Annotated in this window: 11 protein-coding genes; 3 read left to right on the forward strand and 8 right to left on the reverse strand. The window is 63.5% G+C overall.

Annotated features, from left to right (window positions below; genetic code table 11):
- The first annotated feature begins 247 nt into the window (after positions 1 to 247).
- Both FA90_RS01555 and FA90_RS01560 read left to right on the forward strand, forming a co-directional pair.
- On the forward strand, positions 248 to 1,114 hold the full coding sequence (locus tag FA90_RS01555) for a MipA/OmpV family protein (RefSeq protein WP_239700482.1): 867 nt from the start codon (positions 248 to 250) through the stop codon (positions 1,112 to 1,114).
- A 1-nt stretch (position 1,115) separates the two neighbouring features.
- The gene (locus tag FA90_RS01560) at positions 1,116 to 1,823 is read left to right on the forward strand and encodes a hypothetical protein (protein ID WP_036165199.1); all 708 of its coding nucleotides are present in this window, start codon (positions 1,116 to 1,118) and stop codon (positions 1,821 to 1,823) included.
- A 262-nt stretch (positions 1,824 to 2,085) separates the two neighbouring features.
- Here FA90_RS01560 and FA90_RS01565 read toward each other — a convergent pair whose 3' ends face one another.
- From FA90_RS01565 to FA90_RS01595, 7 genes are all read right to left on the reverse strand, one after another.
- Positions 2,086 to 2,652, reverse strand: coding sequence for a FlgO family outer membrane protein (locus FA90_RS01565; protein ID WP_036165202.1), 567 nt, complete (start codon positions 2,650 to 2,652; stop codon positions 2,086 to 2,088).
- Complete coding sequence (locus tag FA90_RS01570; protein WP_051971312.1) at positions 2,649 to 3,344, reverse strand: hypothetical protein; 696 nt, start codon at positions 3,342 to 3,344, stop codon at positions 2,649 to 2,651. The genes FA90_RS01565 and FA90_RS01570 overlap by 4 nt, the downstream gene beginning before the upstream one ends.
- Before the next feature lie 186 nt (positions 3,345 to 3,530).
- Complete coding sequence (locus FA90_RS01575; protein WP_036165204.1) at positions 3,531 to 4,217, reverse strand: response regulator transcription factor; 687 nt, start codon at positions 4,215 to 4,217, stop codon at positions 3,531 to 3,533.
- Positions 4,218 to 4,325: 108 nt separating this feature from the next.
- Positions 4,326 to 4,874 (reverse strand): TlpA disulfide reductase family protein, encoded by a 549-nt coding sequence (locus FA90_RS01580; RefSeq protein WP_081933572.1) that lies wholly within the window; start codon positions 4,872 to 4,874, stop codon positions 4,326 to 4,328.
- Positions 4,875 to 5,091: 217 nt separating this feature from the next.
- A complete protein-coding gene (locus FA90_RS01585; protein ID WP_156116545.1) occupies positions 5,092 to 7,272 on the reverse strand; it encodes a hypothetical protein in 2,181 nt (726 codons plus the stop codon).
- 260 nt (positions 7,273 to 7,532) lie between these two features.
- Positions 7,533 to 9,767 carry an NADP-dependent isocitrate dehydrogenase gene (locus tag FA90_RS01590; RefSeq protein WP_036165209.1) on the reverse strand — a complete coding sequence of 745 codons (2,235 nt, stop codon included), beginning with the start codon at positions 9,765 to 9,767 and terminating at the stop codon, positions 7,533 to 7,535.
- Positions 9,768 to 9,980: 213 nt separating this feature from the next.
- Positions 9,981 to 11,204, reverse strand: coding sequence for an MFS transporter (locus tag FA90_RS01595; protein ID WP_051971314.1), 1,224 nt, complete (start codon positions 11,202 to 11,204; stop codon positions 9,981 to 9,983).
- 76 nt (positions 11,205 to 11,280) lie between these two features.
- Between FA90_RS01595 and FA90_RS01600 the strand changes: the two genes are divergently transcribed.
- A complete protein-coding gene (locus FA90_RS01600) occupies positions 11,281 to 12,189 on the forward strand; it encodes a LysR family transcriptional regulator (protein ID WP_036165214.1) in 909 nt (302 codons plus the stop codon).
- A 54-nt stretch (positions 12,190 to 12,243) separates the two neighbouring features.
- Here the strand turns inward: FA90_RS01600 and FA90_RS01605 are convergent, their stop codons facing one another.
- Positions 12,244 to 14,550 (reverse strand): NADP-dependent malic enzyme, encoded by a 2,307-nt coding sequence (locus tag FA90_RS01605; protein WP_036165217.1) that lies wholly within the window; start codon positions 14,548 to 14,550, stop codon positions 12,244 to 12,246.
- Between the last annotated feature and the right edge of the window lie 46 nt (positions 14,551 to 14,596).

Raw genomic sequence — 14,596 nt, forward strand, 5'->3', positions numbered from 1 at the left:
GATCATGACCGAAATTTTAATGGAGTGTCCGGTCAAAAAACCGCGCCTTACAAATTGACGACAATTGGCCGACATTCCTCGGCGGATTTGGCGGCGCCGGCTGGGTAGGATGTGTTCATCAGGGTTTTCCGTTTGCCCACCTGATGCGCAAGCAGGGTGGGCTTTTTTTATTCCGACAGGGCAGAGGTGTGAATGCTCGAACGCAAGCACGTAAAATGCTGTGTTCCGCAATCCTTTGCCTTATGACATGAACAAGCCCCTCTTCGTTTCGCTTGCCGTGCTCTGCACCCTGGGTTCGATGTTCGCTTGCCGCGCCAGCCGCGCCGAGACGCCTGCGCTCAATCCGATGCCGGACGGCAGCCGCGACATGTATGCGGGCCTGGGCGTGCAATCGGCGCCGCGCTACGATGGCACCGGGGTGCGCCGGGTACGCGCGCTGCCGGTGCTGCAGGTCGAATGGAGCAACGGGCTGTTCGTGTCCGGCATGAACGCCGGCTGGCACCTGTCCAGCAGCCCGACGCTGGAATACGGCCCCTTGCTGGGCCTGGTCCCCAGGCGCGATGGCGGGGGCGACGGCAACACGGTGGGTGGAGTCGGCACGTTCGCGCGGGGGCCGCTGTTCAGCGTCCTGAAGCGCTCACCGAAGGGCCTGGACGGCATGGACGAGATCGGCGCGCGCCTGCAGGCCGGCGCTTTTGTCAACGTCTACCTCGACCCGCAATGGCGCCTGAGCGCCAGCCTGTCGTACGGCTCGGGACGCGAACGCGACGGCGCGCGCCTGACGATGGACGTGCAGCGCCTGGCGGCGGCGATCGGCGAGCGGCACCGGGTATCGCTGGTGGCTGGCGTCACCGCTGCCAACCGCAACGACAACGTGAGCTATTTCGGCGTCAGCGCCGAGGAATCGCTGCGCAGCAGGTTCGACGAGTACGCGCCGGGCGGCGGCCTGCAGGATGCGCACCTGGACGCGCGCTGGAACTGGAGCTGGTCGCCATCGTGGATGCTGGCCACCGACCTGCGCGCCAAGCGCCTGCTCGGCAGCGCCGCCCACAGCCCGCTCGTCGAGCGGTCCAGCAACTTGACGGTCTCGACCGCCATCGCCTACCGTTTCTGAGATGCGTTCAATCCGCCCCATCGTCGCTTCCCTCGCTCTGCTGCTGGCGGCCGGCGCGATGGAGCTCGCGCGCGCGCAGGCGCCTGCGGGGGCGGGCGCGTGGGCGAGCTACCGCGACGCCTACCGCGCGATGGTCGTGTTCGAGAAATACGGCGGGCCGAAGAATCTGCTGCAAAGCGAGCTGGAAGTGCAGAGCGCCGATCCCGGCCCCGGGGCGCAGCCCTTGCAGCTGGTCTTGTCCGGCAAGGCGACCCAGCTGATGCTGCCGCTGGATGCGCTCGGTCGCACCGTGTTTCCGCTGCAAAAGGCCGCCTACGACGAAAACGCCGCGTTGGCCCTGAACCGCAAGGGCGTCGATTTTGCGCTGCGCCCGCGCGTGACGATCGCGCCGCGCGCCGACGGCCTGTACGACGTCGCCGAGCTGCTCGAAGCCTGCCGCCAGGCGCTCGGCTTTGCGCGCTGGGTCGACGCGTCGCAGCGCGCGCGCCAGTGCGCCGGCGTGCGTTTCGTGTATCCCAAGAAGACCGACGTCGGCGCGCGCCTGCGCCGTCCCGACGGCAGCGAGCTGCCGCTGCAGGTCGCGAATGGCGCGGCGTTTGCGGGCGACATCGACGACGCGTTCCCGGTCGTGACCCTGCGCCTTCCCGCCGAGCGCGGCCAGGTCATGGCCTACCACGCGCCGCTGGCGATCGTGCCGCTGTTCGAGTAACCAGCATTGAGCCACCGGTTCCTCAGATGCGATGCATCGGCCGCTTGCAACAATGAAGTCTGCGGCCGAATCACGCAGACAGTGCAATTTTCTTCGTAATCTCGATCAACTCGGCCTCGACTTGATTCAGTGAGACCTCGAGATGCCTGGATATAGGCGAGTCCACGAAAGTTTGAGCGACTTCAAATGTGTCGATCATCGGAACGATGCTGTTCAGCTTCGAGAAGTGACCAGCGACATATTTGGCAAATCTGGCGGAAGCTCAGCGAAGCTGGCTTTGCCCGGGCGGCTGCATCATCGCGCGCACCGTGGCGTCTTTTTGCAGCACGAAGTCCTGGCCCGCCAACACGAAGTTGCTGGTTGGCTGGATCACCTTGACGTTGACGAACACGGCGTCGGGCGTCTCGGCGTAGGAACCGACGACCACGGCCTGGGCGTCGTGGGTATGCGCCACCTCGCCGATTTCGCGCGTGAGCATCAATTCGCCCTGGTTGCGTTTCAGGTACACGCTGTTGCGCAGTTTCATTTCAAGCATTTTCAGCCCACCTTGCGCGAGCCGGGTCGAGACCTGCTCCGACACCAGCCGCCCGAGCGTCGAGGTCTGCTCGAGCGCATCGATGTTGACGATGGTCGCCATGATCAACGGCTTGTCGTCGGACAGCTTGCCTTTCAATTGCGCCAGCAAAGCATCGGCCGCGGCGTAATTGGCACTGACGACCGCATTGGCTGGCTGCGCCGGAGAGTAGCCATCGTCCTGCCTCTCGTATGCGCAGGCCGTCAGCATCAAGGGGACGAGCAACAGGGCAAGCGCTTTCTTAACGCACTTCATTTCGTCTCCCCGGTTACCGCGAACGTTTTCACCGGCTGCGCCGGCGGCAGGGGCACCGTTTCATACAGCCAGCGGTCGCTGTCGACCGTGTAGTACACCGAGGTCTGGCGCGCATAGTAGCGCTGGTCGTCGGACACGGCCACGGTGACGATGATCTCGGTTTTCGGCGTGTCGCTGGACGAAAACTGGGACCGGAACCAGGCATACGCATCCTCGCCGAAAACGGCGGCCGTAGCCAGGCCAAGGGCGCTGTGGTGCACTTCCGTCAGCGCCCATACGCCGGCAACCAGGGCGGACCGCTCTCCATGGTACTTGTATTGCGGGCGATCGCCGGAAAACGCAACCACTTGCGTGTCGACTTCAACCTTCAAGGCATCGCGCGGCGTCTTCGCCACGACGTATCCGCCATTGACGAGCGAGGTCATCAGTTGGCCGGCGACCGCACGGTTGAAGGGCGTGTCCTGCAGCGGCTGCACGTACAGGGCCCCGCGCGGGCCGTTGTTAAGCGTCGGCACCAACTGCTTTTCGATGTGTTCAGTAATTGCCGTCCAGTGCGCCGCAGCCTGCAATTTCTGCTGCTGGCTGGTCGGGAAATGGGTGGCGACCGGGACTGGGCTGTAAGGGGTGGCGCATCCCGTGGCAAGCACGGTCACACCGACTATCGCCGCGATGCGGCCAAGCTGTTCTCTCATCTTCTGCGATCTCGTTGCCGCACCGGCGAGCCTGGTGCCTGAAGCCGAAACTCTAGCATGTCAATTTCCTCAATGCAATTTTTTGCAAAGAGGGTGAGGATGGGACACAACATCATTCACGTCAGTTTCCTGAGCTGCCGGCGCTACCATGGGCACGCGGGCGTCGAGAAATGATTGCTGTCCTCGTCAGTGCCATGCCGACGGCGAGAACAAATAGCCTTCGCCCCACACCGTCTTGATCTTTTCCGAGTTCGCATCGTCGAACTTGCGGCGCAGCTTGGAGATCGAATTGTCGATGCTGCGATCGAGCCCGTCGAACTCGATGCCGCGCATCTTCTTGAGCAGCTCGTCGCGCGAGAGCACGCGGCCGGCTGCCTCGGCCAGCACCAGCAGCAGCTTGTATTCGGTGTTGCTGAGCACGCAGGGCTGGCCGCGCCAGCTGACGCTGCGCTCGGTGGTGACGATGCGCAGGGCGCCGAATTCGAGCATGCGCGTATCCATGCCTCCCTTGGGCTGGGCGCGCCGCAACAGGGCGCGCAGGCGCGCCAGCAGCACGCGTGGCTGGACCGGCTTGTTGACGAAGTCGTCGGCGCCTTGCTCCAGGCCGGACACTTCGTCGTAGCTGTCCTCGCGCGCGGTCAGGATCAGGATCGGCACGTCGGACACGTCGCGGATCTGGCGGCACACGACCATGCCGTCCATCCCCGGCAGCATCAGGTCGAGCACGACGATGTCGGGCGCCGCCGCCTTGAAGTGCTCGAGCGCGACGTCGCCGCGCGTGACCAGGTCGACCGAGAATTCATAGCCGGAGAGGTATTCCGTCACCAGCTCCGCCAGGCGCGGATCGTCTTCCACCAGCAGTACGCGATACATGGGCTTCTCCTTGACCGGCTATTGTATAAGAGCAAATGTCAACGGAGACCGATTGCCGCCCGGCGACGACAAATCGAGACAGTTTTCAGACAAAGCGTCGCGGCGTGCTCACTGTGTGCCGCCGGCTTCGTCGGATTGCGCCCGGGTGGCGCCCATCGCTTCGTTGATGGCGGCCACGATGGTCGGCAGGCTCGACGCGTCATAGCCGCGGAATACCTGGACGATCCTGCCGTCGCGCCCGATGATGACCATGTGCGGAATCCCTTTGACGCCGTAGGCTTTTTGCGCCTTGTCGTCGGGGTCGTAGGCCGCGACGAGCTCCATTTTGCCGATCGGCCGGCGCACCTTGTCGAACACGTCGCGCTCTTCGGTGTTCACGGCGATGACCTGGACCTTGCCCTTGGCCGCTTTCTGGATGTTGGCCAGGATCGGCAGCTCCTTCATGCAGTAGCCGCACCAGGTCGCCCAGAACGACATCACCACGGCCTTGCCCGCATACTGGCTGAGCTGGACCGGCTTGTCGTCCGAGTTTGCGCCGACGTAGTCGGGCGGGACGTCGCCCGCGGCGGGCGCGCCGGGCGCCGCAAGCGCGGTGCCGACGGCGGTGCACAGCAGCAGGGTGGCGGCGCAGCGGCGCAACAGGGAAGATGGGCGCATCGATCGTGTCCAGAGAGAAATGGGACTTCAGTCTAGACAGCGATGTGGAACATGTCCAGACAAATGTTGCTAGATTGAGAACTGTGGAGGATGGAAAATCTGTCGCTGGTTGGACAAAAACGTCAGTGCATGAACCGTGTTGTCACCTGCTGTCATCTCCTGTGCCGGTAACTGCGCTCTTACAATATTCGCTGATTGAATTGTTCAATGTTCCCCGCTAACACCCATCGATGGCAACTTTGTTGCTGGTGTCGAGCATTGTTCCATCGCCATACTTCTCAATCACCGGATCCAGGTTTTCGGGCGCATGAAGGATTGCAGGGCCCCTCGAACACGCTTGCCGCGTCAGGTACGCCGTCAAGCCCTCGGCCTGAATTTCTGGCGGGATCGCTGCCTGCATTTCCTCCAGCAATTCAACAGCCGCTGTCACGATCCATCCGACCGAGCGGAATTTGGGGCTGACGATCTGAATATTCTGCGAGTCGGTCTGGTCGAAGAAGCCGTGCTGCAATTTGTGCCGCACATAGGAAAGCGCAGTAATGCCACTTATGATGCGTCGCTCCAGATAGGCCGGGCCTTCCTCGTCATCGTAGCGAACGACATTGTCCGGGAACTCGTAGCCCTCGGCTTCCAGCAGCGTCTCGGCGATGATGGCTGGCAGTAGCGGCCGCCCATCTTCGTGGCCGACTTCGAACAGCAGAATCTTCTTGAGTTTCTTGATTTCTTTCTGCAACTCGGTATCGGATTTTTGAACGGCGATCGTCGCCAGATAGTCGTGGATGAAGCGGTTGGACGTCCCCATGAATTCGTGCCTGCTCATGTCTGGATGGGCTTGCAAGAATCTGTCATCCATATCGAGCATCTTCCATGCGTGGTTCAGGTCATGGATGAGAAATTCAAGCGGCGATTGCCAGAACTCATCGACATACACGGGGTCGGTCGACACGCCGACCAGGTAGAGGCCGGTGCCCCGGACCTTAAGGAGGTCGGTCGCAGAGATGTTATCGAAGGTCGGAATGATGATGGCTTCCGGTATCCGACCCATCAGGCTTTCGTAGCGGTACCAGTAATGCCTCTGAAAGTGAGTGCTCAGGTGTTTTCTGGTGCGCCATACCACGTCGAAGAAGGCGACAGCTTCGAACAAGACGCGCAAGGTCGGCGCATACGGGCACATCGGTCCATTCTCGATCGTGACATGATGAAGCTTGTGCAGCACCTGGTTGCGCAGGATCTCGAGTGCCGCATTGCCGCGGCAACTTTCATCGATCGTCGGGGACATCATCTGGCTGCGGACGTAGTCGACGACCGGCAAGAGTTCGATGACCGGCGTGTCCGGCCTGTCGTTATTCCGGCGGAACCGCGCCCTGATGCCACGGTACACGTCCAGCGGACTCGTTACCGTTTTGCGGATCCATTCGTGATGAGAAACGCCTTCGGTCTTCGTGAAATTCTTTGCCAGGAGCGCGGCAACAATCTGCTTGTGATGTCGAAAAGCGAATGTGCCTTGTTTCGTGTCGGGCGTGGTAACCAGGCTCTGGGCGATCCATCGGCCCTGAACCCCATCCGTATCCGGGATTTCGACCAGGAAGCCGATTGTGTCGACGATATGGCGTGGATCCGATGGGGCGGTAATGTCCCTGAGATGATCGCGAAACCCGTTCGATATGGTCCTGTCCATGTAGACGCGGGCTTCCTGGCCAGTCTCGGTGGCGGAAAAATAGTATTTTCGTCCCTTGCGTTCCGAGATTCCATAACGGATGGTGGCTGCTCGCAGGACCTTTGATGCGGTAATCCTTAGCGCGGCAAAAATGTTGCCAGGAATTCCGATGTCGTTCAGCTCGTCTTCGTCCTGGAGCAAGCCGCCCGGCAGCGCCATGCCTGTTGGGAAAAAGGTCCGGTCCAGGATCAGAAATTCCTTTTCGCTCGGCCCTTCGCGCATGACAAGTACGTCGACGGTCCTGCGAACGAGGGTGCCCTGTTCAATATGGTCCTTTGCTCGCGTCTTGAGCGCTTGATCGGAGAGCAGTGCAGCGATCACCGCGGATCGAGGCTCGATGTTCAGATATCTGGCGATGTCGACTTCGATACGATTCTTGCGAATCGGGTCACGCAGCCGATGGAACCAGTAGAGCATGTACATCAGCGACTCGGCATACAGCGTTGCCGGAAAACTCTGCGTATCGAGCGCCACCCGATAGCGGCCCAGTATGTCGAGGACGATTTCAGTCGAGATGTCGGCATGTTCCGCCGAACAAGAAGGCGACGGCGTTGTTCCTGAAACTTTTCCAGTATTCTGCAACCCAAGTCGCGGCGCGGGCGCGTCAAGTGCCATTCCATCTTCCCCAATGTCGTAGTCGTGTCGAAACTCGTCGACAGCGTTGCGAAGCTCGGCAAGCACTTACTCTCCCTTTGAACAGGGAAAAGCCGAACTTTAGTTCACGGTGCTGTCGCGCTTAGTATGCCCAAGAAGCAACTGAACTGCTCGAAGATTTTGTTTGGCGGCAATCGTAATGATCCAAGACGTTTTCGCGCGACCTTCGCTTGCCGTGAGAGCAACGTGCCCGCTGACACAAAAGAAAACGGCGAGCCCGGATGCGATCCGGACCCGCCGTCGGGTCGTGCTGGCCGGCGGGACGCCGGCCCATCAAATTACGCCGATCAGCCCTTGACCGACGCCAGCGCAGCGTTGAAGGTCGCGCTCGGACGCATCACGGCTTGCACCTTGGCGGTGTCCGGCTTGTAGTAGCCGCCGATGTCGGCCGGCTGGCCTTGCACCGCCAGGAGTTCGGCGACGATCTTCTGCTCGTTCTCGGCCAGGTTCTTGGCCAACGGCGCGAAGAAGGCGGCCAGTTCGGCGTCTTCGGTTTGCGCGGCCAGTTCCTGGGCCCAGTACATCGACAGGTAGAACTGGCTGCCGCGGTTGTCGAGCTCGCCGGTCTTCGGCGACGGCGACTTGCGGTTGTCCAGCAGCTTGCCGGTGGCGGCGTCGAGCGTCTTGGCCAGGATCTTGGCCTTGGCGTTGCCGGTCTTGATGCCGAGGTCTTCGAAGCTCACCGCCAGCGCCAGGAATTCGCCCAGCGAATCCCAGCGCAGGTGGTTTTCTTCGGTCAGCTGCTGCACGTGCTTCGGCGCCGAACCACCCGCGCCGGTCTCGTACATGCCGCCGCCGGCCATCAGCGGGACGATCGACAGCATCTTGGCGCTGGTGCCCAGTTCCAGGATCGGGAACAGGTCGGTCAGGTAGTCGCGCAGGATGTTGCCGGTCACCGAGATGGTGTCGATGCCGCGCCACACGCGCTCCAGCGTGAAGCGCATCGCACGCACCTGCGACATGATCTGGATGTCCAGGCCGGTGGTGTCGTAATCCTTCAGGTAGGTCTGGACCTTCTTGATCAGCTCGGCTTCGTGCGGACGGTAGGCGTCCAGCCAGAACACCGCGGTCATGCCCGAGTTGCGCGCGCGCGTGACGGCCAGCTTGACCCAGTCGCGGATCGCCGCGTCCTTGGTCTGGCACATGCGCCAGATGTCGCCCTGTTCGACGTCCTGGCTCATCAGGACTTCGCCGGTGGCGATGTCGACGATGTTGGCGACGCCGTCTTCGGCGATCTCGAAGGTCTTGTCGTGCGAGCCGTATTCCTCGGCCTGCTGGGCCATCAGGCCGACGTTCGGCACGGTGCCCATGGTGCGCGGATCGAACGCGCCATGCCATTTGCAGAAGTTGATGATCTCCTGATAGATGCGGGCGAAGGTCGATTCCGGCAGCACGGCCTTGACTTCCTTCAGGCGGCCATCGGCGCCGTACATCTTGCCGCCGGCGCGGATCATGGCCGGCATCGACGCGTCGACGATCACGTCGTTCGGCGAGTGGAAGTTGGTGATGCCCTTGGCCGAGTCGACCATGGCCAGCTCGGGCTGGTGTTCCTGGCAGGCGTGGATGTCGCGGATGATTTCTTCGCGCTGCGATTCCGGCAGCTTCTCGATCTTGTTGTACAGATCGGCCATGCCGTTGTTGACGTTCACGCCCAGGCTGTCCAGCACGTCCTGGTGCTTGGCGAAGGCTTCCTTGTAGAAGGTGCGCACGGCGTGGCCGAACACGATCGGGTGCGAGACCTTCATCATGGTTGCCTTGACGTGCAGCGAGAACATCATGCCGGTCTTCTTGGCGTCTTCGATCTCCTTCTCGTAGAAGGCGATCAGGGCCTTGCGGCTCATGAACATCGAATCGATGATCTCGCCGTCCTTCAGCGCCACTTTCTGCTTGAGCACGACGGTCTGACCGCTCTTGGCGACCAGTTCCATGCGGACGTCGCGCGCCTTGTCCAGCGTCATCGACTTCTCGCCGTGGTAGAAGTCGCCGCTGGTCATGTGCGACACGTGGGTGCGCGAGGCCGGCGACCATTCGCCCATCGAGTGCGGGTTCTTGCGGGCGTATTCCTTGACGGCCTTCGGCGCGCGGCGGTCGGAGTTACCTTCGCGCAGGACCGGGTTCACGGACGAGCCGATGCACTTGCCGTAGCGCGCCTTGATGTCTTTTTCTTCGTCGGTCTTCGGGTCGGCCGGGTAGTCGGGCAGGTTGTAGCCCTTGCCCTGCAGTTCCTTGATCGCCGCCTGCAGCTGGCCCACCGAGGCCGAGATGTTCGGCAGCTTGATGATGTTGGCTTCCGGGGTCAGGGTCAGCTTGCCGAGGTCGGCCAGGGTGTCCGGCACACGCTGCTCCGGGCTCAGGCGGTCCGCGAAGTTCGCGAGGATACGCGCGGCGACCGAAATGTCGCTCTCTTCGATGGTGATGCCGGCCGGCTTGGCAAACGTGCTGATGACGGGCAGGAAGGCGTGGGTCGCCAGCAGCGGCGCCTCGTCGGTTAAGGTGTAGATGATGGTCTGATCACTGCTCATGCGCTTTTCCTCGGTGTTCGCGAAGGGTTCGGGTACTGTTGTCCTGGTGCCAAGTCTTCTATAAGACATAAGACGGCGCTATATTATGCACGACCTTTCGAGCGGACACCACCTTTACGTGGCCGGCATCCGGGGATGATACGCCGGACCGGGGCGAACCGGTGCGAAATCGGCGCTCGCGCGGGCACGCGCGGGGGCGCGGGGGCGTGCGCGTCAGCGCGCCGGTGCGCGTGCGGCGTACGCGGTGAGGGCGGTGAGGGCGGCCGCCGCCAGCAGGATCGCGGCGCTCGCCGCGAAGGTGGCGCGGTAGCCGCTGCCGTCGAACAGTACGCCGCCCAGGGTCGAGCCGAGCGCGATCGAGAGCTGGACCACGGCCACCATCAGCCCGCCGCCGGCTTCGGCATCGTCGGGCAGCGTGCGCGCCAGCCAGGACCACCAGCCGACCGGCGCCGCCGTTGCCACCAGGCCCCACAGCGCCAGCAGTCCTCCGGCGACGCCAGCCTGCCCGCCAAAGCCGACCAGGCACAGTGCGATCGCCGCCATCAGCACCGGAATCACGGTCAGCGTGCGGTACGGCCCGTCCCGCAGAAAGCGGCCGACGCCCACCGTGCCGACGAAGCCGGCGATGCCGAGCACCAGCAGGATCGTCGACAAGGTGCGCAGGTCGACGCCGATGACGGTTTCCAGGAAGGGCCGGACGTAGGTGAACAGCACAAACTGGCCCATGAAGAACAGCCCGACCGCCAGCATGCCCAAGCGGACCACCGGCCGCCGGAGCAGCGCGAGCACGTTGCCCGAGCCTGTTGGCCGCGCCGTCGTCGAGACATTTGCGCGCAGTGGCGGCATGCTGATCCACTGCCAGGCCAGCGCGGCCAGCGCCACCGGCGCCAGGCAATAAAAGGCGCCACGCCAGCCGATGATGCCGCCGAGGTAGCTGCCCAGCGGCGCCGCCACGATGGTCGCCAGCGCATTGCCGCCGTTGAAGATGGCCAGTGCCTTCGGCACGCTAGCCGGTGGCACCAGGCGCATCGCCACCGCCGCCGACATCGACCAGAACCCGCCGACCACGACGCCGATCAGCGCGCGCCCGACCAGGTACATGGCATAGCTGTGCGCCGCGCCGATGACCAGGCCGGAGAAGCACATCAGCGCGGTCAGCCCCAGCAACAAGGTCTTGCGGTCGAGCGTACCGGCCAGCGCCGGAATCGACAGGCTGGTCAGCACGGCAAGCGCGCCGGAGATGGCGATGCCGTAGCCGGCCAGCCCTTCGCTGACGTGCAGGTCCGCAGCCAGCGGCGTGAGCAGGCTGACGGGCATGAATTCGGAGGCGATCAGGGCAAACACGCACAGCGTCATCGCGAACACGGCGCTCCAGTGGGCGGGTGCTGCGGTGGCGCTTGCGTGGCGGGCGGGAAGGTCGGGAGATTGGATGGTCATGACAGGCATTGTCCCGGACCCGGACCACCATGATAAGTGCGAGCAATCTGGATGCGCTTGTGAGAAAATTTCAGCAATGAGCATTGCTAAAATTGCCAAGATAGATGATCTGCAAGCTTTCGTCGCGGTGGCGCGTGCGCGGAGCTTCACCAAGGCTGCCGTCCAGATCGGCGTCACACCCTCGGCTCTGAGCCACACGATGCGTGCGCTCGAGGCGCGGCTGGGTTTGCGCCTGCTGTCGCGCACGACGCGCAACGTGGCGCCGACCGAAGCCGGTGAGCGTCTGCTGCGTTCGCTCGCGCCGCTGTTCGACCAGATCGGCCTTGAGGTCGAGGCGCTCGGCGAATTGCGCGACAAGCCGGCCGGCACGATTCGCATCACCTGTACCGACGATGCCATCGAGCTGTACCTGCGGCCCAGGCTGGCGCAATTCCTGGCCGACTACCCCGACGTGACGCTGGAGTTCATGGTGGACTACGGCTTTACCAACGTCGTCGAAGAGCGCTTCGACGCCGGCATCCGCCTGGGGGAGGCGATCAGCAAGGACATGATCGCCGTGCGCATCAGTCCGGACTGGCGCCTCGCGGTGGTGGGTTCGCCAGACTACTTCGCGCGCAATCCGGCGCCGCAGACGCCGCAGGAGCTGACGCGCCACCGTTGCGTGAATATCCGGCACCGGCCGGCGGGCGCGATCTACGCCTGGGAATTCGAGAAGGATGGCCATGCCTTCAGTGTGAAGACCGAAGGGCAGCTGGTGTTCAACAGTGTCGTGCATATGCTCAACAGCGCCGTCGACGGGATCGGGCTGGCGTATGTGCCGCAGCAGCTGGCTGCGCCTTACCTGGCGGATGGGCGCTTGGTGGAAGTGCTGGCGGACTGGTGCCCGTACTTCGAGGGCTTTCACTTGTATTACCCGAACCGGCGCCAGGCCTCGCCGGCGTTTGCGGCGTTCGTCGACGCTTTTAGATACCGGGACGGGGCCTGAAGCGACGGCGCAGGGCGGCGCATTGCCCGCGCCCTGCCGGTTCAGCCTGGCATCTCACCCGGGCGGGTTGCGCTGGCTGCTCGCGATGTCGCCGACCAGCACGGCGGTCATGTTGACGATCCGGCGCACCGTTGCCGATGGCGTCAGCACCTGTACCGGCTCGGCCGCACCCAGCAGGATCGGACCGATGGCCACATTGTTGCCCGCCGCGACCTTCAACAGGTTGTAGGAAATGTTCGCCGAGTCGATGTCGGGAAGGATCAGCAGGTTCGCATCGCCTTCGAGCGTGGACGCCGGCAGGTACTTGCGCCGCAGCGCCGCGTCGAGCGCGACGTCGCCGTGCATCTCGCCGTCCAGTTCGAGCTCAGGCGCGCGGGCGCGCAGGATAGACAGCGCTTCGCGCATCTTGCGGGCGGAAAGCGCATCGCTCGTGCCGAAATTCGAGTGCGACAGCAGCGCGACCTTGGGAACGATGCCGAAGCGCCGGACTTCCTCGGCCGCCAGCAGGGCGATCTCGGCCAGTTGCGCGGCGCTCGGGTCGACGTTGACGTGCGTGTCCGCGATGAAGATCTGCCGGCCCGGCAGGATCAGCGCGTTCATGGCCGCGTAGACGGTCGAGCTTTCCTTCTTGCCGATGACCTGGTCGATGAAATGCAGGTGGCGATGGGTGGTGCTGATCATTCCGCATAGCATGCCATCCGCTTCGCCTTTACGCACCAGCATCGCCCCGATCAGGGTCGTGCGGCGGCGCATCTCGAGCCGGGCCATCTGCTCGGTGATGCCGCGCCGGCACATCAGATCATGATAGGTCGTCCAGTAATCGCGGTAGCGCGGATCGCGGTCGGTATCGACGATCGTGAAGTCGCGGTCTTTCGCCATGCGCAGGCCGAGCCTGGCGATGCGCTCCTCGATGACCGCCGAGCGGCCGACCAGGATCGGTTGCGCGATGCGCTCGTCGACCACGATCTGCACAGCGCGCAGCACCCGCTCGTCCTCGCCCTCGGCGAAGACGATGCGCTTTTCATCGGCGCTGGTGGCGCGCGCCGCCTCGAATACCGGCCGCATCATGCTGCCGCTGTGATACACGAACTGTTGCAGGTGCTGTGCGTAAGCCTCGAGGTCGTCGATCGGTCGCGTCGCGACGCCGCTTTCCATCGCGGCCTGCGCAACCGCAGGCGCGATCTCGACGATCAGGCGTGGATCGAAAGGTGTCGGGATCAGGTAGTTCGGACCGAACGACAGGTCGCCGGTGCCGTAGGCAGTCGCCACGATGTCGCTTTGTTCCTGGCGCGCCAGGTCGGCGATCGCATTCACCGCTGCGATTTCCATTTCGCGCGTGATCGTGGTCGCGCCGGCGTCCAGCGCGCCGCGGAAGATATAGGGGAAGCACAGGACATTGTTGACCTGGTTCGGGTAGTCGGCGCGCCCTGTTGCGAGGATGGCGTCGGGCCGTGCTTCCAGCGCCGCCTCCGGCAGGATTTCCGGCGTGGGATTGGCCAGGGCCATGATCAGCGGCCGGCTTCCCATGCGCTTGACCATGTCCGGCTTGAGCACGTTCCCAGCGGACAGCCCGAGGAAAATGTCGGCGCCTTCGATCACTTCGCCGAGGGTGCGGGCGCTCGTCTGGCGCGCATAACGGGCCTTGTTCGTATCCATCAGCTCGGTCCGGCCCTGGTACACCACGCCTGCCAGATCGGTCACGAAGATGTTGTCGAGCCTCATGCCGAGATCGACCAGCAAGTCGAGGCAGGCCAGGGCGGCGGCGCCGGCGCCGGACGCGACCAGATTCACGTCCTCGATCCGCTTGCCGACCACCTTCAGCCCATTGGTGATCGCCGCGGCGACGACGATGGCCGTGCCGTGCTGGTCGTCATGGAATACCGGGATCCTCATGCGCGCCCGGCATTCGCGTTCGACGGTAAAGCAGTCTGGCGCCTTGATGTCTTCGAGGTTGATGCCGCCGAACGTCGGCTCGAGCGCGGCGATGATCTCGACCAGCTTGTGCGGATCCTTCTCGTCGATCTCGATATCGAAAACGTCGATGCCGGCGAATTTCTTGAACAGTACGGCTTTCCCCTCCATGACGGGCTTGGAGGCCAGCGGTCCGATGTCGCCCAGGCCCAGCACCGCCGTGCCGTTCGAAATCACGCCGACCAGGTTGCCGCGCGCCGTGAAGCGTGCCGCGCTCAAAGGATTGGCGACGATCTCTTCGCACGGAAAGGCGACGCCCGGGGAATACGCCAGCGACAGGTCGCGCTGATTGAGCATCTGCTTGGTCGGGACGGTGGTCAGCTTGCCCGGCCTGGGGAACTCGTGGTAGTCGAGTGCTGCCTGGCGCAGCACGGAGGCTTCGGTCGTCATGATGGTCTTCTCGTCGATGGTGGGTGGATCGGCATGGCGCTCGAGA

Origin of the sequence: Massilia sp. 9096 (assembly GCF_000745265.1) — a bacterium.
In the GTDB taxonomy this organism is placed as follows: Bacteria; Pseudomonadota; Gammaproteobacteria; order Burkholderiales; family Burkholderiaceae_D; genus Telluria.

What these genes read in the sequence shown, in the direction of transcription:
- FA90_RS01555 (WP_239700482.1), top strand. Translation starts at nt 248, where the DNA reads ATGAACAAGCCCCTCTTCGTTTCGCTTGCCGTGCTCTGCACCCTGGGT.
- FA90_RS01560 (WP_036165199.1), top strand. Translation starts at nt 1,116, where the DNA reads ATGCGTTCAATCCGCCCCATCGTCGCTTCCCTCGCTCTGCTGCTGGCG.
- FA90_RS01565 (WP_036165202.1), bottom strand. Translation starts at nt 2,652, where the DNA reads ATGAAGTGCGTTAAGAAAGCGCTTGCCCTGTTGCTCGTCCCCTTGATG.
- FA90_RS01570 (WP_051971312.1), bottom strand. Translation starts at nt 3,344, where the DNA reads ATGAGAGAACAGCTTGGCCGCATCGCGGCGATAGTCGGTGTGACCGTG.
- FA90_RS01575 (WP_036165204.1), bottom strand. Translation starts at nt 4,217, where the DNA reads ATGTATCGCGTACTGCTGGTGGAAGACGATCCGCGCCTGGCGGAGCTG.
- FA90_RS01580 (WP_081933572.1), bottom strand. Translation starts at nt 4,874, where the DNA reads ATGCGCCCATCTTCCCTGTTGCGCCGCTGCGCCGCCACCCTGCTGCTG.
- FA90_RS01590 (WP_036165209.1), bottom strand. Translation starts at nt 9,767, where the DNA reads ATGAGCAGTGATCAGACCATCATCTACACCTTAACCGACGAGGCGCCG.
- FA90_RS01595 (WP_051971314.1), bottom strand. Translation starts at nt 11,204, where the DNA reads ATGACCATCCAATCTCCCGACCTTCCCGCCCGCCACGCAAGCGCCACC.
- FA90_RS01600 (WP_036165214.1), top strand. Translation starts at nt 11,281, where the DNA reads ATGAGCATTGCTAAAATTGCCAAGATAGATGATCTGCAAGCTTTCGTC.
- FA90_RS01605 (WP_036165217.1), bottom strand. Translation starts at nt 14,550, where the DNA reads ATGACGACCGAAGCCTCCGTGCTGCGCCAGGCAGCACTCGACTACCAC.